Annotated in this window: 26 protein-coding genes and 1 rRNA gene; 3 read left to right on the forward strand and 24 right to left on the reverse strand. The window is 47.1% G+C overall.

Features of this window, described 5'->3' with window-relative positions; all coding sequences use genetic code 11:
• Nucleotides 1-82 precede the first annotated feature (82 nt).
• From BUA14_RS15880 to BUA14_RS15930, 11 genes are all read right to left on the reverse strand, one after another.
• Nucleotides 83-745, reverse strand: a complete 663-nt coding sequence (locus BUA14_RS15880; protein WP_072773496.1) for an HD domain-containing protein — start codon at nt 743-745, stop codon at nt 83-85.
• Between the two features lie 47 nt (nt 746-792).
• On the reverse strand, nt 793-1,542 hold the full coding sequence (locus BUA14_RS15885; protein WP_072773497.1) for an EcsC family protein: 750 nt from the start codon (nt 1,540-1,542) through the stop codon (nt 793-795).
• A 141-nt stretch (nt 1,543-1,683) separates the two neighbouring features.
• The gene (gene yajC, locus BUA14_RS15890) at nt 1,684-2,040 is read right to left on the reverse strand and encodes a preprotein translocase subunit YajC (RefSeq protein WP_072773498.1); all 357 of its coding nucleotides are present in this window, start codon (nt 2,038-2,040) and stop codon (nt 1,684-1,686) included.
• Between the two features lie 88 nt (nt 2,041-2,128).
• Nucleotides 2,129-3,247, reverse strand: a complete 1,119-nt coding sequence (gene tgt / locus BUA14_RS15895; protein ID WP_072773499.1) for a tRNA guanosine(34) transglycosylase Tgt — start codon at nt 3,245-3,247, stop codon at nt 2,129-2,131.
• A 17-nt stretch (nt 3,248-3,264) separates the two neighbouring features.
• Nucleotides 3,265-4,290, reverse strand: coding sequence for a tRNA preQ1(34) S-adenosylmethionine ribosyltransferase-isomerase QueA (gene queA, locus BUA14_RS15900; RefSeq protein ID WP_072773500.1), 1,026 nt, complete (start codon nt 4,288-4,290; stop codon nt 3,265-3,267).
• 177 nt (nt 4,291-4,467) lie between these two features.
• Nucleotides 4,468-5,847, reverse strand: a complete 1,380-nt coding sequence (locus tag BUA14_RS15905; protein ID WP_072773501.1) for a SpoIID/LytB domain-containing protein — start codon at nt 5,845-5,847, stop codon at nt 4,468-4,470.
• Between the two features lie 93 nt (nt 5,848-5,940).
• Nucleotides 5,941-6,987: a Holliday junction branch migration DNA helicase RuvB gene (gene ruvB / locus BUA14_RS15910; RefSeq protein ID WP_072773502.1), complete on the reverse strand. Its 1,047-nt coding sequence runs from the start codon at nt 6,985-6,987 to the stop codon at nt 5,941-5,943.
• Nucleotides 6,988-7,052: 65 nt separating this feature from the next.
• Nucleotides 7,053-7,658 (reverse strand): Holliday junction branch migration protein RuvA, encoded by a 606-nt coding sequence (ruvA, locus tag BUA14_RS15915; protein WP_072773503.1) that lies wholly within the window; start codon nt 7,656-7,658, stop codon nt 7,053-7,055.
• Complete coding sequence (ruvC, locus tag BUA14_RS15920; RefSeq protein ID WP_072773504.1) at nt 7,655-8,152, reverse strand: crossover junction endodeoxyribonuclease RuvC; 498 nt, start codon at nt 8,150-8,152, stop codon at nt 7,655-7,657. The genes ruvA and ruvC overlap by 4 nt, the downstream gene beginning before the upstream one ends.
• 127 nt (nt 8,153-8,279) lie before the next feature.
• Nucleotides 8,280-9,284 carry an SPL family radical SAM protein gene (locus BUA14_RS15925; protein WP_072773505.1) on the reverse strand — a complete coding sequence of 335 codons (1,005 nt, stop codon included), beginning with the start codon at nt 9,282-9,284 and terminating at the stop codon, nt 8,280-8,282.
• Nucleotides 9,285-9,491: 207 nt separating this feature from the next.
• Nucleotides 9,492-10,250, reverse strand: coding sequence for a YebC/PmpR family DNA-binding transcriptional regulator (locus BUA14_RS15930; RefSeq protein WP_072773506.1), 759 nt, complete (start codon nt 10,248-10,250; stop codon nt 9,492-9,494).
• 131 nt (nt 10,251-10,381) lie between these two features.
• On the opposite strand from BUA14_RS15930, the gene BUA14_RS15935 reads away from it, so the two are divergent.
• Together BUA14_RS15935 and BUA14_RS15940 are read left to right on the forward strand one after the other, a co-directional pair.
• Nucleotides 10,382-10,882, forward strand: a complete 501-nt coding sequence (locus BUA14_RS15935; RefSeq protein ID WP_072773507.1) for a cytochrome c3 family protein — start codon at nt 10,382-10,384, stop codon at nt 10,880-10,882.
• Nucleotides 10,883-12,268, forward strand: coding sequence for an ammonia-forming cytochrome c nitrite reductase subunit c552 (locus BUA14_RS15940; RefSeq protein WP_072773508.1), 1,386 nt, complete (start codon nt 10,883-10,885; stop codon nt 12,266-12,268).
• 263 nt (nt 12,269-12,531) lie between these two features.
• Here BUA14_RS15940 and BUA14_RS15945 read toward each other — a convergent pair whose 3' ends face one another.
• The 5 genes from BUA14_RS15945 to hypF form a co-directional block, all read right to left on the reverse strand.
• Nucleotides 12,532-12,942 carry a DUF3842 family protein gene (locus BUA14_RS15945; protein ID WP_072773509.1) on the reverse strand — a complete coding sequence of 137 codons (411 nt, stop codon included), beginning with the start codon at nt 12,940-12,942 and terminating at the stop codon, nt 12,532-12,534.
• Nucleotides 12,943-13,029: 87 nt separating this feature from the next.
• Entirely contained in the window at nt 13,030-14,022 is a 993-nt protein-coding gene (hypE, locus tag BUA14_RS15950) for a hydrogenase expression/formation protein HypE (protein WP_072773510.1), read from the reverse strand.
• Entirely contained in the window at nt 14,023-15,126 is a 1,104-nt protein-coding gene (gene hypD, locus BUA14_RS15955; RefSeq protein WP_072773511.1) for a hydrogenase formation protein HypD, read from the reverse strand. It abuts the gene before it with no gap.
• A complete protein-coding gene (locus BUA14_RS15960) occupies nt 15,113-15,334 on the reverse strand; it encodes a HypC/HybG/HupF family hydrogenase formation chaperone (protein WP_072773512.1) in 222 nt (73 codons plus the stop codon). Before BUA14_RS15960 ends, hypD begins: the two co-directional genes overlap by 14 nt.
• A complete protein-coding gene (hypF, locus tag BUA14_RS15965; protein ID WP_072773513.1) occupies nt 15,334-17,646 on the reverse strand; it encodes a carbamoyltransferase HypF in 2,313 nt (770 codons plus the stop codon). Before hypF ends, BUA14_RS15960 begins: the two co-directional genes overlap by 1 nt.
• Nucleotides 17,647-17,983: 337 nt before the next feature.
• Between hypF and BUA14_RS15970 the strand changes: the two genes are divergently transcribed.
• Nucleotides 17,984-18,202, forward strand: a complete 219-nt coding sequence (locus BUA14_RS15970; RefSeq protein ID WP_072773514.1) for an alpha/beta-type small acid-soluble spore protein — start codon at nt 17,984-17,986, stop codon at nt 18,200-18,202.
• A gap of 148 nt (nt 18,203-18,350) precedes the next feature.
• On the opposite strand, the gene BUA14_RS15975 is transcribed toward BUA14_RS15970, so the two are convergent.
• From BUA14_RS15975 to rrf, 8 genes are all read right to left on the reverse strand, one after another.
• Nucleotides 18,351-19,982, reverse strand: coding sequence for a long-chain-fatty-acid--CoA ligase (locus tag BUA14_RS15975; RefSeq protein WP_072773515.1), 1,632 nt, complete (start codon nt 19,980-19,982; stop codon nt 18,351-18,353).
• A gap of 245 nt (nt 19,983-20,227) precedes the next feature.
• Nucleotides 20,228-21,289 carry a cytochrome c3 family protein gene (locus BUA14_RS15980; RefSeq protein ID WP_072773516.1) on the reverse strand — a complete coding sequence of 354 codons (1,062 nt, stop codon included), beginning with the start codon at nt 21,287-21,289 and terminating at the stop codon, nt 20,228-20,230.
• A 256-nt stretch (nt 21,290-21,545) separates the two neighbouring features.
• Nucleotides 21,546-21,731, reverse strand: coding sequence for a hypothetical protein (locus tag BUA14_RS15985; protein WP_015944696.1), 186 nt, complete (start codon nt 21,729-21,731; stop codon nt 21,546-21,548).
• A gap of 188 nt (nt 21,732-21,919) precedes the next feature.
• Complete coding sequence (locus BUA14_RS15990) at nt 21,920-22,924, reverse strand: NrtA/SsuA/CpmA family ABC transporter substrate-binding protein (RefSeq protein WP_072773517.1); 1,005 nt, start codon at nt 22,922-22,924, stop codon at nt 21,920-21,922.
• 26 nt (nt 22,925-22,950) lie between these two features.
• Nucleotides 22,951-23,670 (reverse strand): ABC transporter ATP-binding protein, encoded by a 720-nt coding sequence (locus BUA14_RS15995; RefSeq protein ID WP_072773518.1) that lies wholly within the window; start codon nt 23,668-23,670, stop codon nt 22,951-22,953.
• A gap of 13 nt (nt 23,671-23,683) precedes the next feature.
• Complete coding sequence (locus tag BUA14_RS16000) at nt 23,684-24,442, reverse strand: ABC transporter permease (protein WP_072773519.1); 759 nt, start codon at nt 24,440-24,442, stop codon at nt 23,684-23,686.
• Nucleotides 24,443-24,490: 48 nt separating this feature from the next.
• Complete coding sequence (locus BUA14_RS16005; RefSeq protein WP_072773520.1) at nt 24,491-25,525, reverse strand: acyltransferase family protein; 1,035 nt, start codon at nt 25,523-25,525, stop codon at nt 24,491-24,493.
• Between the two features lie 323 nt (nt 25,526-25,848).
• A 5S ribosomal RNA gene (rrf, locus tag BUA14_RS16010) occupies nt 25,849-25,965 on the reverse strand.
• Nucleotides 25,966-26,059: the final 94 nt, after the last annotated feature.

Genomic DNA, 26,059 nt, shown 5'->3' on the forward strand with positions numbered 1-26,059 from the left:
CCTGGGACTTGCCCATGCCAAACATAATTATAATCCTCGCTTATTCGCGGTGTCAATGAAAGGTAGTTTTTAGGGTCGTTTTTTAAAGAAGCTTAACTTCATTGATTTTAAGTTCAAATTCAGTGTCTAAAAAACTGGCTGCCCTACGACAAAGGAGCATGCGGGCCAAGAATATTTCGAAATAATCCATAACGGGGCAAATTTCCGTATTGATGGTAATCTCCAACGCAACTCTATCTTTAGGGTAAACCCGTAGAAAAGAATGCTCCACAGCATAATTGACACGGTCATGAATATCAAAGGTTGCCGGGTCCTGGTTTCTTACCCGCGAGCGATGCACGTCGGATTTGTCCGCTAAGATTAATGCTGCGGAGATATTGCTGACAGGATTGCCGTCGCTTTCGTCGTGATTGCCAATGGCACCAATGACGATGGCAATTTCTTCAGGGGCCATGGCGTGACGCTCCAGAATATGAGCGGACAGCAGCGCACCCGTCTGAGCGTGTCCGCTTCGATTGATGACATTGCCGATATCATGAAGATAAGCGGCTACTGCCGCAAGTTCGCATTCTCGTTCCGAGTAACCCAATTTCTCCAGGATATTATAAGCAATACTGGACACTAATCCCACATGTCTCAAGCCATGTTCCGTAAATCCGATGGCTGCCAGATTTCTGTTGCCCACTTCGATATAGCCTTGAACGATTGGGTCCGCTTTCAAATCAGCTATCGTAACCGACTTCATGAAAATTCCCCCAGACTGTTTGCCTCTGTCTTATCTAACCTACTTGCTTATAAATCCACTTGGATAAGTCCTTCTTCCTGAAGAATCCTTAACCGGTAGCAATTCATGCCCACATGGCCCAAATCCTCTAGTAAACCATAATTGGCTACAGCACCAACCACCGCCCCGATTCCCGGCAGCATTTGGAGCATTTTTCGCAGATCGATGGCATCCCGATATTCCACCTGGAACTGCTCCCAATCGAAGAGTTCCATGGCTTTTAACTCCGGATACTCTTTGACTGTTTCCTCCCAATGGACCAGTTTGTAGAACACCCCCGGGCGTTTCTCCTGGCTGGAAAAGGCCAATTGGAAAACAAACAGCAGGTATAACCGTTCTTTATAGCTGACCGTGGAATACCCATAGATATGAGCAAGTTCGAAAAGAAATTTCATTTTAATAGCGATCAGAGCGGGAAAATCCGCTATACCCAGTATGATTCCCCCAGCACCTGTTCCAGCGCCTTCTGCTGCCGCCACTCGTTTGTAATTCTTGAGCAGTTCCAAGGCCTTCTGATCCCTTTCCAGGAGAGCGGCCTGTTTAATGGGCTTGCCTTTGGGTATAAATTCAAGACCAAAGAGTACCCCGCGAACCAGTCCTTTGATGGTGGCCGTCAGGGTATCAAAAAATTTCTTAGGGTAGAGTCCGTTGACTTTACTTTGAATTGCTTTCGATCCCTTTTCCAACAAACCCGGTGGGCGCAATATTTTCTTTTGCCACCGCAGTAATTCACTTTGGATATGCTCTTCGTAAGTCACTTCATCCCCCACCTGACATAAAGATTTATTTTGAACCAAACCAAATTCTTACCAACCAATGAAATAAGCAAGTAGATACTTCCACTTGCTTATTCGTTCCTCTATATTGTACCCGTAATTAGGTCGGACATTCTTGTGGCCTTATTCTGCGGTCTGCTCTTGCTCAACGACCTCTTCATTTTTCTCTGCTTTATCCTTTTTCTCTGCCTTTTTCTCTTTTTCCACGACAATTTCACGATTTTCGACGGAACCTATACCGTTCTTAGTCACTTCGATTTCTACTTTATCAGCAACTTGGATAATCACAGAATCATCTTTGACTTTGCGGATTTTCCCATAGATTCCACCGGCGGTTATGATCTTATCATTAACACGTAAGCTATCCAGCATAGCTCGTCTTTGTTTCGCTTGTTTTTGTTGTGGGCGGATCATGAAAAAATACATTATACCACCAAAAACCACGACGTAAATAAGAAGTGTCATTGTACCTTGATCCATAAATTTATTGTCCCCCTTTTAATATTGTCCATCATTCTAGTGTACCTTATTCCTCATAGCGTCCTATAAATCCTGCTTATTGAACGAATTATTTCAAATATCCATACTCATAAAAAAACTTCTCCCGGTATTCAGGCAGGCGGTTTTCCTTAATGGCTGCCCGAATCTCGCTCATGAGATTGGTTAAGAAACGCAGATTATGAATGGTCATCAGGCGCAACCCCAGGATTTCATCCGCTTTGATTAAATGCCTTAGGTAAGCCCGGGAGTAATTTTTACAGGTGTAGCAATCACAGGTGGGATCGATGGGTGAGAAATCATGAGCTGATTCAGCGTTTCTTACCACAAGCTTGCCATAACGGGTAAGTGCGGTTCCGTTGCGGGCAATTCGTGTCGGCAGAACGCAGTCAAACATGTCTATCCCCCTCATGACTCCTTCAATCAGGGCATCAGGTGAACCAACCCCCATCAAATAACGGGGCTTATCTTTAGGCAACATCGGAACCGTATAATCCAGAACTTCATACATCAGTTCCTTAGGCTCGCCAACACTCAGGCCGCCTACGGCATAGCCCGGCAAATCCAATTCAGTAATTTCTGCCGCACTTTGCTTGCGCAGATCCTCATACATACTTCCTTGAACAATTCCAAAAAGAGCCTGCCGGTCTGTGGTGGTCAAAGTCTCTTGGCAACGCTTAAGCCAGCGGGTCGTACGCTCCAAAGAAGCTTTGGCATACTCCCGTGTGGCGGGATAGGGTGTGCATTCATCAAAAGCCATGACGATGTCGGAGCCTAAAGCCATCTGAACTTGTGTAGCAATCTCCGGACTTAAAAATTTCTTTGAACCATCCAGATGGGAACGAAATTCCACTCCCTCCTCAGTAATCTTACGCAAGTCACCGAGACTGAATACTTGAAAGCCGCCGCTATCGGTGAGAATTGCTCCATCCCAATGCATAAAAGCGTGAAGGCCGCCTGCTTCACGGATGAGCTCATGACCCGGGCGCAAAAAAAGGTGATAGGTATTGCTTAATATTATGCCCGCTCCCAGGTCCTTTAATTCCTCGGGGGTCATAGTTTTTACCGTGGCCTGGGTTCCCACGGGCATGAAGACGGGAGTTTCGATCACTCCGTGAGGGGTATGGAGCTTGCCGAGGCGGGCACGGGTACGGTTATCTTCTTTGAGAATTTCTATACGAACTGCCAAGGTGGTCACTTCCTTTATTACAATATCATCATAGCATCGCCAAAGCTATAGAAACGGTAGCCCTCTGCAATGGCGATCTGATAGGCTTTGAGGATCTGATCTCTGCCGGCTAAAGCACTGACCAGCATAACCAGGGTGGACTTGGGAAAATGAAAGTTCGTGATCATGCCATCAAGAATTTTGAAGGTGTACCCCGGGTAGATATAGATATCTGTCCACCCTTCCTTCCCTGCGATCCGGCCATTTTCTTCAGCCACGGACTCCAAAGTCCGGGCAGCCGTGGTTCCCACGGCGATAACCCGGCGCCCCTGGCTTTTGGCACGGTTGATCCGCTCGGCAGCTTCTGGGGCAACCCGGTAATATTCCGAATGCATCGTATGCTCTTCCACATTGTCCACTTTGACCGGTCGGAAGGTTCCCAGCCCTACATGGAGCAGGATCTCAACGATTTCAACGCCTTTATCCTGCAAACGCTCCAACAGCTCCGGCGTAAAGTGGAGACCGGCAGTAGGAGCAGCGGCGGAGCCACTCTCCTTGGCATAGATGGTTTGATACCGCTCCTTATCCTTCAGCTGCTCCGTAATATAGGGGGGCAAAGGCATATTCCCTAATCGATCAAGGACCTCTTCAAAGATTCCCTGATAATCAAACCTCACCAGCCGATTGCCATCAGGTAAAATCTCCAGGAGCTCTCCCCGCAGGAGACCATCCCCAAATACTACGGTCTGCCCTGCCTTTAAACGTTTACCAGGCTTAATCAGAGTCTCCCACACATCTTTGTCCCGGCGGGTGAGGAGCAAACACTCGATTTTGGCCTGTGTACCCTCTTTTTCACCAATTAACCGAGCAGGGATGACCCTGGTATTGTTGACCACCAAGACATCTCCCGCTTGGAGCAGCTCGGGGAGTTCTCGAAACACACGATGCTCAATCTCACCAGTCGAAGGATTCATCACCATAAGACGGGAAGAATCCCGGGGTTCCACCGGATGCTGAGCAATACGATCCTCGGGCAGCTCAAAATCGAAATCTTCTAATTTCAAAATGATTCTCCTTCTTCTCTTAAAGAAAACCCCGAAAGCACTGCTTTCGCACTTGTTGCTTCGCCGGTCCTTATATCCATACTTACAAAGGAGGCGAAGTCGCGGTTGTCCTTATGCTTAGAAAGTATACAGCGCAAGCTTATACTTTCTGATAGTGGAACAAAGTCACAGCGAATCTTATAAATAATATTTGATTAAATCCGTCTGCTGATAATAAAAAGCCAGAATTTCTCCGTAAGTATATCCCCGTTGAGCCATGTGGTAGGCTCCCCATTGAGACATACCCACACCATGACCCCAGCCCCGGCCATTAAAAACAAAGACATCATAGGCAACGGGAATATCCCGAATCCCTTGATTCGTACTTAGAATACGGTTCAAACGGGGTCCGGAGCCGGCTTCCCTGACCTTCTGCTGATCTACAAGCCCGCTCAGACGGTAGGGGACACCCAATTCCCCTAAATCAAAAGAAAATAAAGGTTCCTCACCAGCTATCTGCCGGACCGTAAATAGATTGCCCAGAAAGGCCTGGACGGTAATCGGCCGGCCATAGGGATAAAATTTCTGCACAAAAGTCCTGCCGCTCACTTCATGAAATTCACCATGAATGTCCTGCATCCTTACCTTTTTTACCCTACCTGAAGGGAGTTTGTCAAGTTCAATTTTGGCAATGGGGCCCATTTCGAAGGCTTGCCCCAGAATATCTGCGCCGATGATAAACCGCCAGCGATCAGCCGGGCCTCCGATTCCCTGAGAAAAGGGATCCGGCTGAGAGATAAAATGAGGATCCGGGTTGGACCACACATTTTCCGCAAGTTCCGTATACCCGCCGTTATGAGAAGAATAAAGAGCATCAATGGGCTGATAGGTTGTGGAATCCACCAGGATTTCTCCCCGTGTAGACTCTACGGCTTGGTTGGCCGCACCCTCTACATTCCTTCCCGAATACGCCTGATCATAATCAGGAGAATCCGTAATCTGAGCCGTAGTACGGGTTTTTCTCACCATATAGGTTCTGGCCGCTACCGCTTGTGCTTTAAGGGCCTCCAACCCGTCGACCGCCCAGGAGTTGCTCATTTCAATGGGGACGACTCCTTTGAGATACTCTTCCTGATCCACCCGGTTGATAAGCTTACAACCGCCATTTTCCCAGCGGATCTTCAGGCTCCCCCGATAGCTTATCTTTTGACCATCCGGAGTTTGCACGAGAAAGGATCCGTATTCCCCCTGGCGATTCAACTCCAGCTCTTTTCCGCCCCATATCCGAAAAGGATCATAGTTCTTCTTCAGCGCGGGGGACCAGCCTCCCCAAGTGAGCTCAAGGTTAGAGCCCGCCGGAAAAGGCATGGCTGTCTGTTGATCCTGACCTGTTTCTTTAAGGGTATAATTCCCTTGTTCCACCTCAACTTTAATCCAGCCGGCCTCTTTAAATTTCCATACTAACTCCACATCGATTTCCTTGGCTTGACAAGGAGCAGCCTGCAGAGCTAAGAACACTATGAGAAAAAAGAACACTTTCTTTACGGAAAAAGACAATCTGTCTGACAAAGGCAGCACATTCAACCACCTCACTACTCTTTTCAAACAGATTGCCCGTTTCAGGTTTTATCTATTCCTGTGCTTCAGACTTATCACTGAAAGAAGTCTCGTTTAATCCTCCGCTGCGTCAAACAAACTGTCACCCTGCCCGCCTTCTTGGTGAGAAGGATTTACAGGAATGTTGAGATGCTGATAGGCACGGACCGTAGCCACCCGTCCCCGGGGTGTTCTTTGAATAAACCCTTGCTGCAAAAGATAAGGTTCCACCACATCTTCGATGGTTTCAGCCTCTTCGCCAATCGTCGCCGAAAGGGTCTCCAAACCCACCGGACCTCCCGCGAACATCTGGATGATGGTAAGGAGGCACTTTTGGTCAATTCGATCCAGTCCGGCGGGATCGACTTCCAGCCGATCGAGGGATTTGCCGGCCAATTCCTGAGTAACCCTGCCGTCTTCCCACACCTGGGCATAATCCCGCACCCGTTTCAGGAGGCGGTTGGCTACCCGGGGGGTCCCCCGTGACCTTCTGGCAATCTCCGCCGCTCCCTCCAGGGTAATCTGCAGATTTAGGATTCCTGCGGCCCGGGTTATGATCTTGATGAGATCCTCCACTTCGTAAAACTCAAGACGGCTGATAACCCCGAACCGATCCCTTAAAGGGGAAGCCAGCTGCCCGGCCCTGGTGGTTGCCCCCACCAGGGTAAAGGGCGGCAAGGTAAGACGGATGGATCGGGCACTGGGACCTTTGCCGATGACAATATCCAGACACCCGTCCTCCATAGCGGAATAGAGTATTTCTTCCGTGGTACGGCTTAAGCGATGAATTTCGTCGATAAACAAGACATCTCTTGGTTCCAGGGAGGTAAGAATAGCCGCTAAATCTCCCGGTCTCTCAATAGCCGGCCCTGAAGTGGTCCGAATGCTGACCTCCATCTCTGTGGCGATAATATTGGCCAAGGTGGTTTTCCCCAGCCCCGGCGGGCCGTAAAGAAGGACGTGGTCCAAAGCTTCCCCTCTGGCCAGGGCAGCCTGAATAAATATCTGCAGGTTATCCTTAACCTTGGTCTGACCTATATAATCCGCCAGCCGGTGGGGCCTGAGAACCTCTCCTTCCTGGTCCCCCGGAAGCTGCTGAGGTGTGATCATCCGTTCTTCCATAACTTTTCTCCTCTATCTTCATCATCCTTCAAGGGTACTCATCATCCCGCAAAGGGCGATCGCTTTTACTTTGTGGCGGCCAGAGAGCGCAGTGCCAATCGTACCTGCTCCTCCGTACCTGCTGCTTGGGCTGAATCGGGAAGAGCCTGGAGGGCTTTCCTGGCTTCTTCTTGACTGAATCCTAAAGCCAGCAGGGTTTCCATGGCTTCTGAGTGTGCAGCAGCCTGGGGCAGGATCTCTGAACCCTCTATCCCATCCACAGCTATAGCCCGGCCTTTGAACTTCTCTTTCAACTCTAGAATCAGGCGTTGAGCTGTTTTTTTACCGATACCGGGCACCTTGGTCAAAAGGGTAATATTTTCACCGGCAATAGCGCTTTCTGTCTGGCCGGTGCCTAAAGTCGACAGGATCGATAAGGCTGCCTTGGGTCCGATGCCCGATACGGAAAGCATCAGCAAGAAGAGATCTTTCTCCGCCGCTGAAGAAAAACCATACAGAGCCAGCTCATCCTCCCGCAAAATCACATGGGTATACAGGATAAGCTCGTGACCAGGATGGGCTTTGCCTAATAGTCCATAAGGGACAGCCAGCTGATAGCCTACTCCCTGAACATCGAGAATCAATTTATCGGCTTGAATCTCCCATACTTTTCCTCTCAGCATTCCTATCAAAGAGCTCCCCCCGTTCTATTGAGCAGATTCACACTATGGGCATGGCAGATAGCGATGGCTAAAGCATCTGCCGTATCATCCGGTTTCGGTATCTCCTGCAGGCCCAGCAGGGCTCTGACCATCTGTTGAATTTGCTGCTTATCCGCTCTGCCGTACCCTGCTACGGCCTGTTTAACCTGCAAAGGGGTATATTCATAGACAGGGATGCCAAATTGAGCTGCAGCCAGCAAAACAACGCCTCTGGCCTGTCCCACGGAAATAGCGGTTGTGGTATTGCGATTAAAAAAGAGCTCTTCAACAGCCACATAATGAGGCTGTTTTTCCTTTATGTAGGCCTCTATCTCCTGATAGAGCATCAGCAGCCGTTCCGGCATGGGGGTATGAGCCGGTGTACGCCAACAAGCGTAATCCATGGGAAATAAACGATTTCCCTTTTTTTCAATCAATCCATAACCCATAATCGCGGTCCCTGGATCAATACCTAATATAAGCATAAACGCCTTCCTTTCTCTCCTCATTTAAGATTCGACAGGAAGACGATGTATTCCTTGTGGGGGATTTTATTTAAGGAGGCATGAAGATCACCTTTAACATTAGTTTAAACTACAGATCAACGACATATCAGACTACATAAAGGATCGGAATCCCCTTTAACTTTTCCGCCAGCTCTTTCCGCAGGAACTCTTCACCACTCGCCCGGACTGTTTCTTTGTACCAGTACTTCCCCCGGCCTCTCCCCGTCATGAGGGATTGATCATATAGCTCCACTGCTTTGGGAAAAGCCTCTTGATTGATAGCCCGGTGGATAAAGCTATAGGTCATGAAGATGACTTCGATAAACAGTTTTTTCTTGGCTTGCGGAGTGATCAGCTCGGCCAGCTGTTCGATCAATCGGGCGTAAAGCTCCTGCCAATGATCCACCAGCACCACAGGGGCAATGAGCATGCCCACTCTGTATCCTGCCTCAGCCATTTGGTTCAGCGCCTGGAGCCTGGCCTTTAATGGCGATGTTCCCAACTCTACTTTTTGAATGATCTCCTCAGGGTTTACGCTCATGCGAAAGATAATTCTCTCCCGATGATTTAAGGCCAACAACGGTTCAACCCTATCAAACTTGGTGGGAAAGGTCAGATAACCTCTTTCCTTTTTGGCAAACTCTTCTATAGTCCACTCCAGGTTCCCTGTGATGGTATTTTCCAAAACGAGATCGCTGTTGCTGCCAATCTCAAAAACCAGTTCACCCTCTCCTTGGTCAGCTGTCTTGATCAGTTTATCCATCATCTGTTCACGATTTACAAACAAGCGCAGGTAAGAGCACTTATTATAATTGCATACCAAGTAGCAATAAAGGCACATGGCACTGCAGCCGGAGGACGTATAAGGGACAAGAAAGTCGGAAACCTTTTGATTTGGAGTGTACTTTAAGGATTTTCTAACGCCGAGAATAAGCAGGCGCTTCATACGCGGAAATTCGTGATTAGGATTCTTGCGCAATTTCTCAATATTGTTATGGCTCTCGATGGGCTCCCAGGGGACAGTGGCGTATTTAGCTTGGAGTTGCCTCCCTAGCTCATAGTTCAGAACCGCCGGCTCAAAATAGATCCTTTCAGGGTGCATAAAGCTCATCTCCCTTTCCCTCACTTTGTGGCATCAGCAAAAACAACACATCTCTGATCGTGTTTTTTTAGTATGTCCTATTCAGGGAAGGAAAGTCGTAAGAGAGGATTTTAAGCTATAAGGAAAACAAAGAGTTCTGCACCGATGACACAGTGCAGAACTCTTGATCACTGAAAGAAGTCTCGTTCAATCCTTCCAATCAGTCAGTTAGTCCAATCAGTCCAGTTCCTCTTCGTCAATTGAGTCTGCAAACTCAAAGTTAGCATAGACTCCCTGGGAATCATCGTGGTCTTCCAGAAGTTCCATCATACGGACCAGCTTTTTCGCCTGCTCCAGATCAGCGATCTCAATGGTATTTTGGGGAACTTGGTTAATCTTTGCTTCCTCGATGGCAATACCTTGATCGAGCAAAGCCTGCCGCACTGCTTCCATATCAGCGGGAGCCGTATACACCACAAAACTCTCTTCATCCTGCTGCAAATCCTCTGCGCCGGCTTCGAGGACAAGCATCATCAGTTCATCTTCATCACATTTTAGATCTTCTTTAAGCATCATCAGTTGACCCTTTTCAGTGAACATCCAGTTTACACAGCCTGTTTCTCCCAGGTTTCCACCATGCTTGGAGAAGATATGGCGCACTTCACCGGCCGTACGATTGCGGTTATCGGTCATGATATCCACCATGATGGCTACTCCGCCCGGACCATAGCCTTCATACCGGAGTTCCTCATAGCTTTCTCCTTCGCCGCCGCCCACACCTTTTTGGATCGCTCTTTGAATATTATCGTTCGGCATATTAGCAGATTTAGCATTATCAATCGCAATTTTCAAGCGGAAATTATTATTAGGGTCTCCACCGCCGGCCCTTGCAGCCACAATGAGCTCTCTGCCAAGCTTGGTAAAGATTTTTCCTTTTTGTGCATCAGCTTTTGCTTTTTTATGTTTAATATTCGCCCATTTAGAATGTCCAGACACAGTGACTCCTCCTTTGTTTAGTCCAAGGCTTATTGTACCATAGAGAATTTTTGCCTGTAAAGCTATTTGAAGGGAATGAAAAATCTGCCGGCACCTCATACTAAAAACAAAAACAGAGAGGAGGTTTTGTTTTGTCACCCATACCACGCAAATATAAAAAACTTCTTGTCATCAGTATACCCGTCCTGGCAGTATTCGTCGGTTTTATAGCCTACATCTATGAGTACACTTCAACCACTCATTATTGCGGGACGACCTGTCACATTATGGAAGAGGCTTATGAAACGCAACTGCACAGCGTTCATCGAGAAGAACTTGTGGGGTGCGGCGACTGTCATCTTTATCATGGTCCTAATATAGCCTATTCCCTGATCTATAAGGGATATTCCGGAATGAAGGATGTTTATAAAAACACCTTTGCTCAACCGGTCGTCTTACATACTTCAGAATGGAGCCAAGATGTCATTCAGAAGAACTGTCTACGCTGTCATCAAGATGTGGTAGCCAACATCCGGATCTCAGATGGTCCTCAGTGCTTTGATTGTCATCGAAATACTCCTCACGGACAAGGGACTCAATCCTTTAGCATACAAACCATTTCCACACCACTTCACTCGATTGGAGGCTCATAAATGCGTAAATCTTGGAAAAGCTTTTTACTTGTCTCATTGTTCTTAGCCGTTTCATCTGTGCTGGCCTTCGGCTGTGCTTCGCAAATTACTCCTTCGCCGCGGACCGCCGCCACTATCCCGGAAGGAGCCCTTGATTCCGAGACCTGGGGAAAGGTCTATCCCGATCAATACGCCAGCCAAAACAAACAGAAGGAAATGACCAAGGGCAACTCCAAATATGGAGGTTCATTACCGGAATCCCATCTTGAAAAATACCCCATCGAAAAAAGACTTTTTGCCGGTTATGGATTCTCGGAAGACTACAATGACGAGAGGGGTCATGTCTACGCCCTTGAGGATGTAACAACCACACTGCGGGTTAATGAAAAAACCATCAGCTCCTGTTGGAACTGCAAAAGCCCTCAGGTTCCCGGATCAATCGAGCAAATGGGGGATGACTTCTGGTCCACGCCCTTCTTGCAGCTCAAAGATCAAATCACTATGCCCATTGCCTGTGCGGATTGCCATGATCCTGAGACCATGAATCTGCGCATTACCCGGGTTACCTTGCTCAATGCCCTCAAAGAACGCGGCATCGATCCCAACCAACTCAGCCGCCAGGAAATGCGTACAATGGTGTGTGCCCAGTGCCATGTGGAATACTATTTTGAACCTGAGACCAAAAGAGTGACCTATCCCTGGAAATATGGCCTCACCGCCAATGACGCGGAAAAATACTACGAAGAGATCAATTTCAAAGATTGGAACCATGCCGAAACCGGAGCGCCTATGCTGAAAGCCCAGCATCCTGATTATGAGCTGTTTTCAACAGGAGTCCACGCCGCTAACGGAGTAGCTTGTGCCGACTGCCATATGCCCTACGTTAAAGAAGGAACATCCAAGATCTCCTCCCATCATCTGCAAAGCCCCCTCAACAGCATCAGTGAGTCATGCCAAACCTGTCATCGCCAAAGCGAGGAATACCTGAAAAATCAAGTCATAACCACTCAGGATAAAGTCTTTGCGACACGGACGGTTCTGGAAAACGCCCTGGCTGACGCCATGGATGCTATCAAGGCTGCCGATAAAAATGCCACTGCCAAAGCCGATGCCATGAGTAAAGCCCGGGATCTGCACCGCAAAGCTCAGTGGCGCTGGGATTACATTGCCGCCGAAAACAGCATGGGCTTCCACAGTCCTAATGAAGCCCTGCGTGTGCTGGGTGAAGGAATCGACTTTGCCCGTCAGGCCCAGCTGCAGGCTAATCTGGCCGTTAGTACTGCTGCCGGTGGTGCGGCTAATCCCGATGCCGGTCAAACCCCGGGCGCAGGAACTGCCAATGAAGCCTCAGGCGGTGCTACACCGCTTCCAGACAATAAAAACAATGATAAGAAGCCCACAGATTAGGGTCACGTAGCTTTACGCACAACGGACCTTCGGGCGTGATCTCAAGAAACCTTCCACCGGAAGGTTTCTTGATCGGAGACTCACGTACTCCATAGCTCCTGAGCTAGTCAACTCGCTTTGTTGACTTGACCACCCCTCCGCTAAATCCGTTCCCTCTTGTGCGTAAAGCTACTGCTTGCAGGTCTTTTTTGGGGGTCTTTTTCAAAGTACAACAAAGGGAGGCCGCAACTGCTTAGTCAGCGGTCTCCCTTGTTACTTCCTTTTTATTCCTTCACCCTTGCGGCCACCTCATCCACCAATTGCTCGACATGATGGGGCAAAGGCATACGGGTAACTCCTGTGAGCATTGTATTGCTTCTTTGGATAGGTATGAGAAGCTTCAGAGCCGGACTTGAGGATATTGCTCCGGCTATCCCTGGTGTAATCTCACCCAGCAGACCATGAACTGTGGCAATAGCTAAAGAGCCTGCTATAATATCCACCCGATGGGCATTATAGCAGATGGCTGCTTCACCGGAAGCGCCTTCTGTAGCACCTGCTTTGAGCATAGCACCTGTGGCTAAAGCATTGGTTCCGAGGGCTAATATCTCCAGATCCGGCATGCGTTTACGCAATTGTTCCACGATATGCTTCCCCATTCCTCCGCCTTGTCCATCAATAACCGCAATTCTCATCCCCAACCTCCAACATTTCTTTGTTATGTCAATATTCTCTTTCCTCAAGGCGCGATTTCCCTGAAAAATGGTACCTGTCCCCTTGATTCAGCAAATCCTTGGCAGGTGCTCACCTTCAAGCATTCCTACGATTCGTTTTCCTCCCAGGGGAGTCTCCAGCAGGACAAGTCCCGGATCGGCTTCTTCAACCCTGCCGATAACTGCGGCCTCTTTGCCAAGGGGATGAGCTCTCATCTGAGTTAAGACCCTTTCCGCGGCTTCCGGTGAAACGATCACCAGAACTTTCCCCTCATTGGCAAGGTAGAGAGGATCCAATCCCAGCATTCCACAAGCTCCGGCAACTCCAGGGTTGAGGGGCAGCTTTTCTTCTTCAAGAAGGATGCTGACCTGGGCCTGACGGGCCAGCTCATTCAAAGTTGTACCGACACCGCCCCGGGTAGGGTCACGCATGCAATGCACTCCCGGCATATAAAAGCTATCGATAAGATGATTTAAAGGTGCACAATCACTGATGACAGGGGTCTCAAATTCCAGCCCCTCCCGATCGGCAAGAATGGAAATCCCATGATCGCCAAGGGTACCGCTGATCAGGACATAATCCCCCGGTTTGATACAGTGAGGTCCTACCAACCGCTCTTGAACACTCCCTATCCCCGTGGTATTGATGAAAATTTTATCCGCACTGCCCCGCTCTACGACCTTAGTATCCCCGCAGACAATGGCTACACCGGCCTGACGGGATGTCACGGCAATGCTCATGACAATTCTTTCGAGATCGTCGATCGGAAATCCTTCTTCCAGGATCACTGCCAGGGAAAGGTAGCGGGGCTGAGCCCCCGCTACGGCCAAGTCATTGATGGTGCCGCAAACAGCTAACTTACCAATATCTCCCCCCCGAAAAAAAATCGGTGAAACCACAAATGAATCCGTGGTTATAGCCAGTTTTTCACTTCCGGGCAGGCAGGTGGCATCATTCATCTGATTAAGGAAATCATTGCTCAGATGTCTTTGAAAAATCTCCTGAACCAATTGATGGCTTAAACGTCCCCCGCTGCCATGAGCCATAATAATTCGCTCCATTTATATCCCACTCCTTTGCGCATACCGGTAATAAGCTGCACAAGACCCTTCTGAGGAAACCATGCAAGGCCCTACAGGAGACAAGGGGGTACACTTACGGGCAAATAATGGACACTCGGGTGGAGTAATCTGCCCCTTAAGAACGTTCCCACAGCGGCAGCCGGGGATTTCCACAGTCTCAAACTCCGGGAGCGCAAATTTTTTCGCCGCATCCCAATCCGCATATTCCTTACGCAGTCCCAGCCCTCCCAGAGGAATGATACCGAGTCCCCGAAATGCTGCATCAACCGGTTCAAAGATCTTATGGATCAGAGCCTGAGCTACCCGATTGCCTTCCGGTTTCACTATCTTATCATACTGTATTTCTATCTCCGCGCGACCTTGGTCTCTTTGCCGGAGGAGCATGACCAACCCCTCCAGAATATCCAGAGCTTCAAAACCAGTAACCACTCCAGGCATGCCATAGTCCTCAGCCATGAAGGCCAAGGCTTCGCTGCCAATAATAGCGCAGGCATGACCGGGATCCAGGAACCCATCCACTTCTGTCTCCGGATCCTCTGCTAAGGCACGCAGCACAGGGGGCACAAGCTTATGCATAGATAAAATACTGTAATTCCTGATATCTTCCTTTTGAGCCTGTTCAATGCTTACACACACCGTGGGAACCGTGGTCTCAAAGCCCACGCCGAGAAAGACCACTTCTTTGCCAGGGTTCTTCCGGGCCAGGTCCAAGGCGTCCAGTGTAGAGTAGACAATGCGGATATCCGCACCTTCGCCACGCAGCATCTGCAGACTCTTTTGCGAGCCGGGCACCCGAATCATATCGCCAAAGGTTGCGGTAATGACATGAGGCTGAGCCGCCAGATAGAGAAACTGATCAATATCGCTGCTGTCTGTAACACATACAGGACACCCCGGCCCGGAGACCAAGCGAATCTGAGCCGGCAGCAAATCCCGCAAGGCATTCTTGGCAATGGCCACAGTATGGGTTCCACATACTTCCATAACCGTATAGGGGACTGCGGCCAATTCCCTAATTTCTTTTAGATAGCCTGCCGCCACTTCTTTGACAGATTGCTTTGAATTATAATTATTCACGTGCATTCGCTTCCTCTATCAGTAATTCTTCTGTCTCTTTAGCATACTGAGGGTCAACGATTTCAATAGCAAACCCGGCGTGAACCAAAACATAATCCCCCACCTGCACATCTGGTACCAAATGGGTTCCGACAATACGTTCGTTGCCCATCATATCAACTTTGGCCATCATTTCATCCACGGATACCACCCGGGCAGGAATAGCTATACACATTATGAGCACCTCTCATTTCCTATCAATATTTGACCTAAGGCTAATCCCCCATCACCCGGCGGCAGCTCCTTGGCACGGATGACTTGGATCCCGAAGGCTTTGCATAGTACCAATACCTTTTCCGTTAAAAGTTTATTCTGAAAAACCCCACCTGTCAGAACAAGGGGACCTTCACCAACCTGAAGCTTAAGCACCGTCCGAACAATCCCGTGAGCCAGAGAATCGTGAAAATGATAAGCTATAAAACCTGGCTCTTTCCCGTCAAGTACATCCTGAATAATACCCCAATAGAGTTCCTTCACCTTTAAGATTAAGCATTCCCCATCCTCAGCCCATTCTATAAGGTAGCGTGGCTCAAGGTCATCAATCTTTGGGGAGATTTTGCTATATGAAAGCTCATCTTCACTGTTTTTGCAGAACCACTGTGCAGCCTTGCTCTCTAATTCAATAGCGGCCTGCCCTTCATAGGTAACGCTTGTACAGATACCCAGCAAAGCGCTCACAGCATCGAATAGCCTGCCTCCACTGGATGTCTCAAAGATCTGAAGCCTTTTCTCCAGCTGTTGATCGAGGATCTTCTGTTCAGCCGCAGCAAGCCTTTCCCATAATCTTTCCGTCATCAGCCACTCCTGCTCAGAGAGCAGGGTTTTTCCATAGGCATAGGCAATCCGCAAGGGATGTTTGGCTCCGGCATCTCCTCCAGGTAAGGGCAGATATTCCAAATGAGCCAAACGCCGGTATCCTTCAGCATTTCCCTTCAAAAACTCAAATCCCCAGATTCGCCGATCTTCACCCCAGCCTGTCCCGTCACACACCACACCTAAGGCAGGGGCTGTGATGCCATGCTCTCCCAAGACACTCACTAAATGGGCGTGATGGTGCTGCACTTTTATTTTCTGTGGCCAGGAGCCTGCCAAAGCAAACTGTGTGGTCTGGAAATCGGGGTGGGCATCATAGGCTACCACCTCAGGCACAATTTGCACTACTTTTTGGAAGGAAGCCAGCTCCTGACGAAAACGCTGAAAATTCTCGTACCCTTCCATATCTCCGATATATTGGCTGGTAAAGGCTCTGTCTTTGGCTCCCAGGCAAAAGGCATTTTTTAATTCTCCGCCTACCCCTAAGATTGAAGCCTTGAAATCCTGAGGACATTTCTGAGGGAGCGGAACATAACCGCGGGCCCGCCGGTGCAAGACGGCCTCATCTCCAATGACTTGAACCACAGAATCATCACAGGGATGAAAAATATCCCGATTATGAAGGAGAAAATAGTCGGCGATCCCTTTAAGCTCCCGGACAGCCTCTTCATTAGTATAAATCAAGGGACGCCCACTGAGATTCCCACTGGTCATCACCAAAAAATCAAAGGCTCCATCGAAAAGCAGGGCATGGAGAGGAGTATAAGGGAGCATCACTCCCAAGGTATGAAGCCCTGGGGCCAATTCATCAGGAAAATAATTCCCGCTTTCCTTTTTTCTTTCTAAGACAACGATAGGAGCTGCTGAGCTCTTTAACAGCTCTTCCTCTATTAAAGAGACTTTAAGATATCTGCCAATGACCTCAAGATTGCGGGCCATTAAAGCAAAAGGCTTAGCTCCTCTTTCTTTGCGCTGACGCAAGCGTTGAACAGCTGTCGGATTTCCTGCATCACAGACTAAATGAAATCCGCCTAACCCTTTGATAGCTATAATTTCTCCCCGGGCTATCTGTTCAATGCCCAGACCTGTGCAGATATCACCTTGAGCATTCAAAAGCTGAACCGCAGGACCGCATTGGGAACAGGCTACAGGCTGTGCATGAAAGCGGCGGTTCAGGGGCTCTTCGTATTCCTGAGCGCAGACAGGGCACATGGGAAAGGCTTGCATCGTCGTCTGGGCCCGGTCATAGGGTACATCTTGAATAATTGTGTAACGGGGTCCGCAATTAGTGCAGTTGATAAAAGGATATCGATAACGCAAATCCTTTGCATCCCTGAGCTCAGCCAGACAGTCTCCACAGGTAGCTATATCCGGAGAAATGAGCACATCGGCTTGCCCTTCCTCCTGGCTTTGCAGGATTGCAAAGTCTGCATAATTACCAAAGGCCACTTCACGGTATTCTTCATGAGTAATCTTGGCTAAAGGGGGCACTTCTTGAAGCAAACGCCTATAGAAAACCGGAACGTGTGAACCTTCAGCATGAATATAAACTCCATGACTGGAATTGTTCACCCACCCTTTAATTCCCATTTCATGAGCTAAACGATAGACATAGGGTCTAAAGCCTACACCTTGAACGATGCCATTGAGATGTATAAAATAAGCTGTCGTCATAAATTTACCCGCTTTCTGCCCTGCCTAATCATGTAAATACATTCTACACTCGAATGAGGTATTAAGTAAATAATTTTAATATTCGGAAATTTTAAAAAGGGCTAGCCAAGGATTGCGAAATGGGTTACAATCTAATTGTGAAATGCACATCAATCTAATTTTGTGTGGTACATTAGTTACCTTCTCATTTCACTCCTCCTCAATCTAACCCCTCTGCTCTATGCCCAGCAAACGCGTTGGGCTCTTTTTTTGTTATGTATAGAATTCTTCAATTTGGTTACTTTAATAATGACCCTTGAGAATTTCCCAATGTTCTATAAAAAAGGAGGCAGGTCACATGAGCAATAAAACGCCAATGGTTCCTGAATCCGAAAAACGATTAGATCAGCTTAAATGGGAGGTTGCTGAGGAACTCCATTTAGACGACGACATCCAGGAGAGAGGCTTTGAAAATATGACCACCCGGGAAGTCGGACAAATCGGCGGCAACATGGTCAAAAAAATGGTGGCATTTGCCGAAGATCAGATGGGTAAAGGGGCCGACATTAAGGATTAATGACGAATTAAATATTGGAAGGAAAGCATGACGGCCATCATGCTCCCCTTGCAAATGAGGTGACTCTTTTGGAGAGCACTTACAAGGAAAAGAAGCGAGTTGTCACTCGCTTCTTTTCCTTAATCCTATCAAAATTTCACAGGGCACTTTAAGCCTCCTTCGCTTGTTCTTCCAGTTTTTGTTTTTCTTCCTCAACTAAGAATCTTCTCAGGACTTTACCAACGGCTGTCTTAGGCAGATTATCCCTGATTTCGATTTGTTTAGGCACTTTATAGGAGGCTAATTCTTTCTTCAAGTAGTTAAGGAGCTCTTCCTCTGTGACTTGCTGTGCTTCTCTCAGCACTACATAAGCCTTTACTTTCTCTCCCCAGTATGAATCCGGAACTCCTGCACATATCGCTTCTCTGACGGCAGGATGAGCATACAATGCTTCTTCAATTTCACGAGGATAAACATTATAGCCACCGGTAATAATCATATCTTTTTTTCTATCGACAACATAAAAGTACCCATCTTCATCCATGCGGGCCAGATCACCGGTATACAACCATCCGTCCCGCAGCACCGCTCTGGTCTCATTTTCTCTTTGCCAGTACCCCAGCATAACCTGGGGGCCTTTAACGGCCAGTTCTCCTACTTCCCCTACAGAAAGCTCTTTATCTCCCAGCTCTATATCCACAATCTTGGCTTGGGTATTGGAGACAGGTGTGCCAATGGAGCCTACGCGGGCACTGGGGAAAGGATTAATATGGGTCACAGGCGAGGCCTCAGATAACCCATAGCCTTCCACAAGCTTCCCGCCGGTCAATTCCCCAAAACGCAGTGCGACTTCCACAGGTAAGGGAGCCGAGCCACTGACACATGCCCTTATGGAGGAAACATCATGCTCTTTAAGCTTGGGATGGTTAATCAACGCTACATACATGGTTGGCGTTCCTGGATAAAGGGTAGGCTTCTCATCATTAATAAGTTTTAGGATAAGATCCGCATCGAATTTGGGAACAGGAATCACGGCACTTCCCCCAAAAATTGAGGTACTCATACAGACGGACAAGGCGTAGATATGAAACAGGGGAATGACGCATAAGGATTTCTCTTGTCCTGGTGAGCCTTTAATCCACTCCCAAATCTGGTAAGCGTTAGCATAAAGATTGCCGTGGGAAAGCATGGCGCCCTTTGAGGTGCCCGTGGTTCCTCCGGTATATTGCAACACGGCAATATCTGTCCGGGGATCGATAACCGGCTTGGTCCACTCAACCTCGGAGTCATCATTGAAGCAACCGTGGAAGTCACACGTTCCTTCTCCTTCATCCAGACCCATGGCCTTTAGACCTTCTACAAGAACCCACTTAAGCGATGTTTCTTGACGGATTCCCTGAACTCTCGGGTAGAGAGGTGCAATAGTAATCATACCTATCGCACCGGAGTCATTCATAAGTGCTTTTAGCTCGCCTTCAACATAGAGTGGGTTGGTCTGAACTACGATGGCACCAACTTTCATGATGGCAAAGAAACTAATCATCCAGGTTGCAGAGTTGGGCATATTGATAGAAATTCGGTCCTTAGGCTTGACACCAAGTCTGATCAACGCTTTAGCTAAACGCTCGACATCCCGCTCCATGTCCGTATAAGTCCAGGTCTTGCCGCCAAAAATTATAGCCGGTCGCTGTCCAAAGTTTTGGGCGCTGCGTTCGAACATTTCGTATAACGATATGTTCTCGATCTCGATACTTTTAGGTACCCCATCTTCATAACAATTATGCCAGACCGGATCGTTCATAATCCCCACTCCTTTGATTATTCTCACTCCCACCTGAAATCCCTAGCATGATAATACTATGTTTTATCATAATATTATGAATTTTCTATCTATACAATGAATCACCCCTCAGTTGCTTTGAATCTCAGCTAAAATGCTTTATTCAACTTGCGAATGGTAGTTAAAGAAAGACACCCCTGATCGTAGTAAGAAATCCTCTTGCTACTTCAAGGGTGTCTGTATTGCCATATAATTTACTGTTTTATTTATTTTTTAGCGGCCTCTGGAAGTAATTTGGTGATCAAATCGATAGCTTCCTGATTGGTAATCTCAATCTCAGGTGTCTTTTTATCATCCCCTAATTTATCGTAGGGAAGGGCGCCAAAGCTATGGTCTTTAGTAAAGTGCCCTCGTGCGTCGGTTGGGTTCTTCCACATCATCTTATCAAGATCAAAGGATTTTCCTTCATGACACTTGGCACAGACGTCCTGCGCTTTATCTGCTTTTAAAAGCAAGCCGCTGGCATTGGGTTTATGGGAATCATGACATGCCATACAGTTCATCGAAGCGCTTTGTCCATGCTTGCTGGCAAAATAGTCCCGTGTTCCATAGTGAGTATTGGCTGTCCATACTCCTTTGTCATTCTTGCTCGGGTTGCTTTCGTGACAGGAATTGCAGGCGTTAACCGCCGCTTTAGGATCCATCGTCCCTGCTTTATTGGCAGCGGTAACATGGTTTCCCCCGGGGCCATGACAGGATTCACAGGATACGCCATAGTCTTTTGAATTGTGTTCGATGCCTGGTGAATGACAGCTGCCGCATGTATAGCTCTCTGCTGTATAGTCGGGTTTGCCGTCTTTATCAATATCTGCTTCTTTCGCAGGTTTGACGACATACTTATCTCCCGACTTTTCAAGAGATGCGACACGATATACCTTGTCTGTGAAACCCTCAGGCGCCTTAGCAACAATGTAGTGATCCATCATGACTCCATAAACTTGGTCCTTATTGGCCAGATCAAGGTTCCCTGTCTTATCCGTAGCCTTAGCATCAAAAAGCTTGATTTCACCTGCAGGCTGGGTTAAGGAGTAATCCGATAGGGGCTTAAAGGCCACGGCATGGTGGGATTTCTCAAAATTAGTATGATATTCAGCGTGGCAGGTTTTGCAGCTGTCGCTGCCCACATATTGGGCGACAGGCTGTTGATCCGTTGGCGGCGGTGTAACAGCTGTCCCTGGGCCAGGTTTTTGGTTATTACAACCTATAAGCACTGTAACAGCCAGTGCGAGCACCAGTAATCCGAGTAATATTTTTTTCCTGGAATTCAAGATACCTTCCTCCTTTTTTTAACCTTTTCCCTTTTGTATTCACAGATTGTGCTTGACATTGCTTAGTTTGTTCATTTTTCCTAACGAATAAACACGTTTTCATAAAAAGTAAAGAGAGCTTTAAACCGCTCTCTTAGTTTTGGATAACTATCTATTTTAATGAAATATAAATAAAGCAGGCTACCTGTTAAAGCCCAGGCAACCTGCTTATTCTGTACCATTTCATCCTAAAATGGTCCTTTACGCCCCTATGGAGTTAAACTGCCAAGCTGCATTGACTCCCATCACTGAATACCTGGTATTCAGTGACCATAAAGGTCACAAAGTCGTATTTCTTCGTTTGGAGAGCAGCATATCTTTCTGCTTCTTGTTTATTAAGAAAAATCTTATCTATTGAGCTGACAAAGTTGGTATCCATACATTTCACAACATAAACCTTCATCAGTATCACTCCCCTTTTTTCTCTCTCTCTTTGGTAGTTATATTGTACACCAAATCTTTTTAAATAATAAGAATATTCCCGCAAGCGGCACAATATAGACCTTTTCCTGTTCGAAATCGGGGGTCAACGGTTGATTCGTATCTCTTAATGGGGCTTGGCTTCTGCTGAATGGGATAGAAACATAGAACCTATAGGAAAGACATATCCACTAGATCCTCCACCAATTGGTCCGTGTTTACTGTTGGCTTGATAAACCCATTCTCTTGCAGAAACTGTGCCGATAGTTTAAGTTCATGGATCATTTCCGAATTAATCTCCGTGGAAAATATAAATTTCGGGTAAAGCGCTTCCACTGCTTTAGGCTCCAGCTTCAGTTGTTCACCGGCAACACTGTAAAACTGCTCTTTGTTCTGCTCAGCCCAATGAATACTTTCCTCATGGAGTTGAATAAAGCTTTTGACGGCTTCGGGATGCTCCAGGGCAAAGTCTGCTCTCGCTACAATAAAGGTTTGACCGGTTATCAGCCCTTCCGCATTCAGAACTAAAGTCCCTTTTCCTGAACTGACCACTTTCATCAGAAGGGGTTCAGGTAAAATAGCCGCATCAATTTGTCCGCCCATCAAGGCAGGAGCTGCATCTACAGATTCCATCGCGACCATTTCCACGTCTCCAGGGCTTAAGTTCTCTTTTTCCAGTGCCTTAATTAAGAACTCATGGAGCATCGTTCCCTTTTGCAGGGCAATTTTCTTACCCTTCAGATCAGCTAATGTTTTTACATTAAGCTCAGTTTGAGCGACGATGGCGATCCCTTTAGGAAATTGGGAATACCCGGCAACGACCTTGATATCGTTGCCATTAGCTTTGGCCAACAAAGCGGAAACATAATTCATAGAGGTGCTTATATCGATACTCTTGGAAGCCAGAGCTTCAAGCTGTGCCGGCCCCGCTGCAATCTCAGTCCATTTAAAAGCGATACCCTCCCCTTGAAAACCTTTTTCAAAATTATGCTGGTCGAGGGCAACGATAGCAGGAACGTTAATGGGCCGTGTGGAGTAGGATGCGTTAAGCTGAGTCAATGCCTGAGGCTTCTTTTCTTCCGGCTGACCCTGCTTTGCCGCACTGCAGCCCTGTGTTCCCAGCAAAAGCAGCAACAGGCATAGTAGATAAATGAATGAGGTTTTTCTTTTTAGCAATGGTAGTCCTTCTTTCTTTGCTTTTATTATAGCGTTAAGCAACTCATGATTTCTCGTTTAATCTCTGCCCGCTTCTCTTTTTCCACATCAAAGACGTGAGTGATTCGACCGGGGGAAGGGGAAAACAACAAGACCCGTTGTCCGAGATTAATAGCTTCATCGATGTCATGAGTTACCATAATCATGGTTTTGCCGGTAGCTCGCCAAAGTTGTAAAATCTCATCTTGCATGCGTCTACGGGTAAGAGCATCCAATGCTGAAAAGGGTTCATCCAAAAGGAGAATCTCCGGATCAATGGCCAGGGCCCGTGCGATAGCCACCCTTTGGGCCATACCACCAGATAATTCATGGGGATATACCTGGGCAAAATCAGTTAAGCCGATCAGTTCGAGCTGATAACCCACTGTCTTTTCCACCTCGGAAGCTGAAAGTCTTCCCTTTACTCCCACCCCAATGTTATCTGCCACTGTAAGCCAAGGGAAAAGTCGCGGTTCTTGAAAGACCATCCCACATTGGCGGCTAGGCTCCAGCACTTTCTTGCCCAGGATGGACACTGTGCCGGCTGTAGGCAACTCTAAGCCTGCTATAAGGCGCAGCAAGGTTGTTTTTCCACAACCGCTGGGCCCAACCAGACATATAAACTCCCCCCCTGCTACAGTCATATATACTTTTGCTAAGGCAGTTGTATTCGCTCTGGGGGTGATAAACTCTTTCCTTAACCCGTCAATCTCTAAAAGCGGCCTCATTTTTTCTCCTCTGTTATGCTTTATGCCAAGGTAATACTCTTTGTTCAAGGTACTTAATCCCGTAGTCAATCAATGCACCAAGGCTGCCGATAACAAAAATCGAAACAAAAATCAACTCCGACTGGGCTAGATTTCTACCCTCCATCAACAGATAGCCTAATCCCTTTGCGGAAGCAATAATTTCGGCAGCTACCAGGGCCCGCCAACAGTTGCTGAAGCCTAACCGTATACCCACAAAAAAATGGGGTGCTGCCGAAGGGAGATAAACATGAGTAATCCTTGCCTGATAACCTAAACTAAAAGCCCGGGCCACCTCTTTTAATTTCTGGTCTACGGATTGAATACCAAATAATGTGTTAATAAAGACAGGAAAAAACGCTGCGTAGACCATCAGAGCAATCTTCATCCCCTCGCCAATGCCCAGCCAAAGAATAAAGACAGGAATCCAGGCAATCGTGGGGATTTGCTGCAAGAATGCTAAAGTCGGAGTAATAAATTTCTGCGCCCGGCTAAAAAGTCCAATGAACAAACCAAGGGGAACGGCAAGCACCATGGTAATTGCCATCCCCACTCCCAGTCTGAAAAGGCTTGATTTGATATGGATAAAAATCTCCCCGGTGAATAAAAGTTCCGTAAATGCCCCTATAATATCACCCGGTGAAGGCAGAAGATAGGGGTTAACCCAGCCAAAATAACTAACGCCTTGCCATAGTATAATCAGTAAGGCGGGAAAAACCAAACCTTGAATTTTTCGAATGATCCGCTCGTTCATTATTACACCACTTCTAGTTTATTATAGCACCTCACCTCTAATTATATTTTAGATTTTTTCTTTTGCAAAGTAACGAGTGTAGCTGCGGATATCTCTCAACTCCTTGAGCTTTAGTAAACTATAATACCAGATACCAGGAAAGATCAGCCCAGCCAATAAAAATAAATACCATGGCAAAGGGATAAACCTACTGATGATGATTCCGGTCATAATATGTAGATACATTATCTCCATGGTGGCCTGCCCTAAAAACTCCAGCACTGTGCGGATCACCTTAATGCGGCTAAGCAGCTTGCTTAAATATGCAATGATTATTGTACAGGATAAAGGGGTTAAGATAACCGTACCCCAAAAGTAATACTGGCGATGCTTTAAATCTAAGCCAAAGCGAATCATACCTTCACCATACAAATAGAAAAAGACGGCTAAGTAAGCTATCGATCCGAGCAACAATAATCGACCGGCCCGTTCTTTATTGAACCAATCTTTTTCATGAAATAAATGCCCCAAAGCGTAGAAGATAATTCCAAATAGAGCAACATCCACATTCCCTGGTACAAAGATGTGTTGGTAATTTGTCGATTCCCAATGAGCTATTCCATAGAACGCTATAATAATTAACCCTAAGAACCAGGAAGATTTCACTTTGCGTTGTAAAAAGTCATATAGAATTTGGACGGTAAATAAAAATGTTGCAAACCAAAACACACCATAAGCACCATTGAGCAAGCTGCCACCCAAGATCAGACTCCGCCAATCCAGATTTAATGCCTTAGGAAGAGACGCACCAGCAACTAGATTATAACTGCACATAATCAGCGTTATAAGCAGCATATAAACAATATACGGAACCATCAAATGCTTAAATTTTCTTTTTGAAGCTTCACACCATGACATATTAAAATTCTTTTTATACAAATAGCCACTTGCAAAAACAAATAAAGGCATGTGAAAGAAGAACATAAAATAGCCATTTTGATAACCTGAATGACCAAGCACTACAGCAATAATGCCTAGTCCTTTCAGAATATCTATCCATAAAACTCTTTTCACTAAGGAATTCGAACCTTCTCCAGCTATCATGCCTTTCATCTCCAATACATCTCATGTAGAAATCTCGACGCCAATGACTGTTTCGGTCAAGCCACACAGCCACTTTACAGGCCAAATTTCCAAACGTTTGGAAATCTGGCCGATATATGCAAGTTATGGTACTTTGCAAATCAAATTTCTCTCTTACCTGGCAACACGAAAGGCGAATGGGCCCTTCGCCACGCTGCCTCTCGAGATGAATGCTCCTGCAGTGTGGGTGGCTAACACCCGTACCTGTGAGGGATCAAATCACGCACTGGTGCGTGATTTGCCCCAAAGCAAAGAGACCATCGTACTCGATGGTCTCCTGCACTACCTGGCAACGACTTACTTTCCCAGGACCCTGCGGTCCAAGTATCATCAGCCCTGGAGGTCTTAACTTCCGTGTTCGGGATGGGAACGGGTGGGACCCCTCCGGTATAATCACCAGATCCTTTGAAGTTTCAGTGTTCCTCTCGGAACTCTGTTCCCTCAAAACTGCACAGATCTTCTTCCACTGTAATTTAGTCTTCCATCGTCCTCACT

Origin of the sequence: Desulfitobacterium chlororespirans DSM 11544, assembly GCF_900143285.1 — a bacterium.
Lineage (GTDB): Bacteria > Bacillota > Desulfitobacteriia > Desulfitobacteriales > Desulfitobacteriaceae > Desulfitobacterium > Desulfitobacterium chlororespirans.

Excerpts from the sequence above, each read along its gene's own strand:
- BUA14_RS15880 (WP_072773496.1), bottom strand. The coding sequence starts at position 745 with ATGAAGTCGGTTACGATAGCTGATTTGAAAGCGGACCCAATCGTTCAA.
- yajC (WP_072773498.1), bottom strand. The coding sequence starts at position 2,040 with ATGGATCAAGGTACAATGACACTTCTTATTTACGTCGTGGTTTTTGGT.
- ruvB (WP_072773502.1), bottom strand. The coding sequence starts at position 6,987 with ATGGAAGAACGGATGATCACACCTCAGCAGCTTCCGGGGGACCAGGAA.
- ruvC (WP_072773504.1), bottom strand. The coding sequence starts at position 8,152 with ATGCTTATATTAGGTATTGATCCAGGGACCGCGATTATGGGTTATGGA.
- BUA14_RS15925 (WP_072773505.1), bottom strand. The coding sequence starts at position 9,284 with ATGAGCTTTATGCACCCTGAAAGGATCTATTTTGAGCCGGCGGTTCTG.
- BUA14_RS15940 (WP_072773508.1), top strand. The coding sequence starts at position 10,883 with ATGCGTAAATCTTGGAAAAGCTTTTTACTTGTCTCATTGTTCTTAGCC.
- BUA14_RS15945 (WP_072773509.1), bottom strand. The coding sequence starts at position 12,942 with ATGAGAATTGCGGTTATTGATGGACAAGGCGGAGGAATGGGGAAGCAT.
- hypE (WP_072773510.1), bottom strand. The coding sequence starts at position 14,022 with ATGGAGCGAATTATTATGGCTCATGGCAGCGGGGGACGTTTAAGCCAT.
- hypD (WP_072773511.1), bottom strand. The coding sequence starts at position 15,126 with ATGCACGTGAATAATTATAATTCAAAGCAATCTGTCAAAGAAGTGGCG.
- BUA14_RS15960 (WP_072773512.1), bottom strand. The coding sequence starts at position 15,334 with ATGTGTATAGCTATTCCTGCCCGGGTGGTATCCGTGGATGAAATGATG.
- hypF (WP_072773513.1), bottom strand. The coding sequence starts at position 17,646 with ATGACGACAGCTTATTTTATACATCTCAATGGCATCGTTCAAGGTGTA.
- BUA14_RS15970 (WP_072773514.1), top strand. The coding sequence starts at position 17,984 with ATGAGCAATAAAACGCCAATGGTTCCTGAATCCGAAAAACGATTAGAT.
- BUA14_RS15975 (WP_072773515.1), bottom strand. The coding sequence starts at position 19,982 with ATGAACGATCCGGTCTGGCATAATTGTTATGAAGATGGGGTACCTAAA.
- BUA14_RS15985 (WP_015944696.1), bottom strand. The coding sequence starts at position 21,731 with ATGAAGGTTTATGTTGTGAAATGTATGGATACCAACTTTGTCAGCTCA.
- BUA14_RS15995 (WP_072773518.1), bottom strand. The coding sequence starts at position 23,670 with ATGAGGCCGCTTTTAGAGATTGACGGGTTAAGGAAAGAGTTTATCACC.
- BUA14_RS16000 (WP_072773519.1), bottom strand. The coding sequence starts at position 24,442 with ATGAACGAGCGGATCATTCGAAAAATTCAAGGTTTGGTTTTTCCCGCC.
- BUA14_RS16005 (WP_072773520.1), bottom strand. The coding sequence starts at position 25,525 with ATGATAGCTGGAGAAGGTTCGAATTCCTTAGTGAAAAGAGTTTTATGG.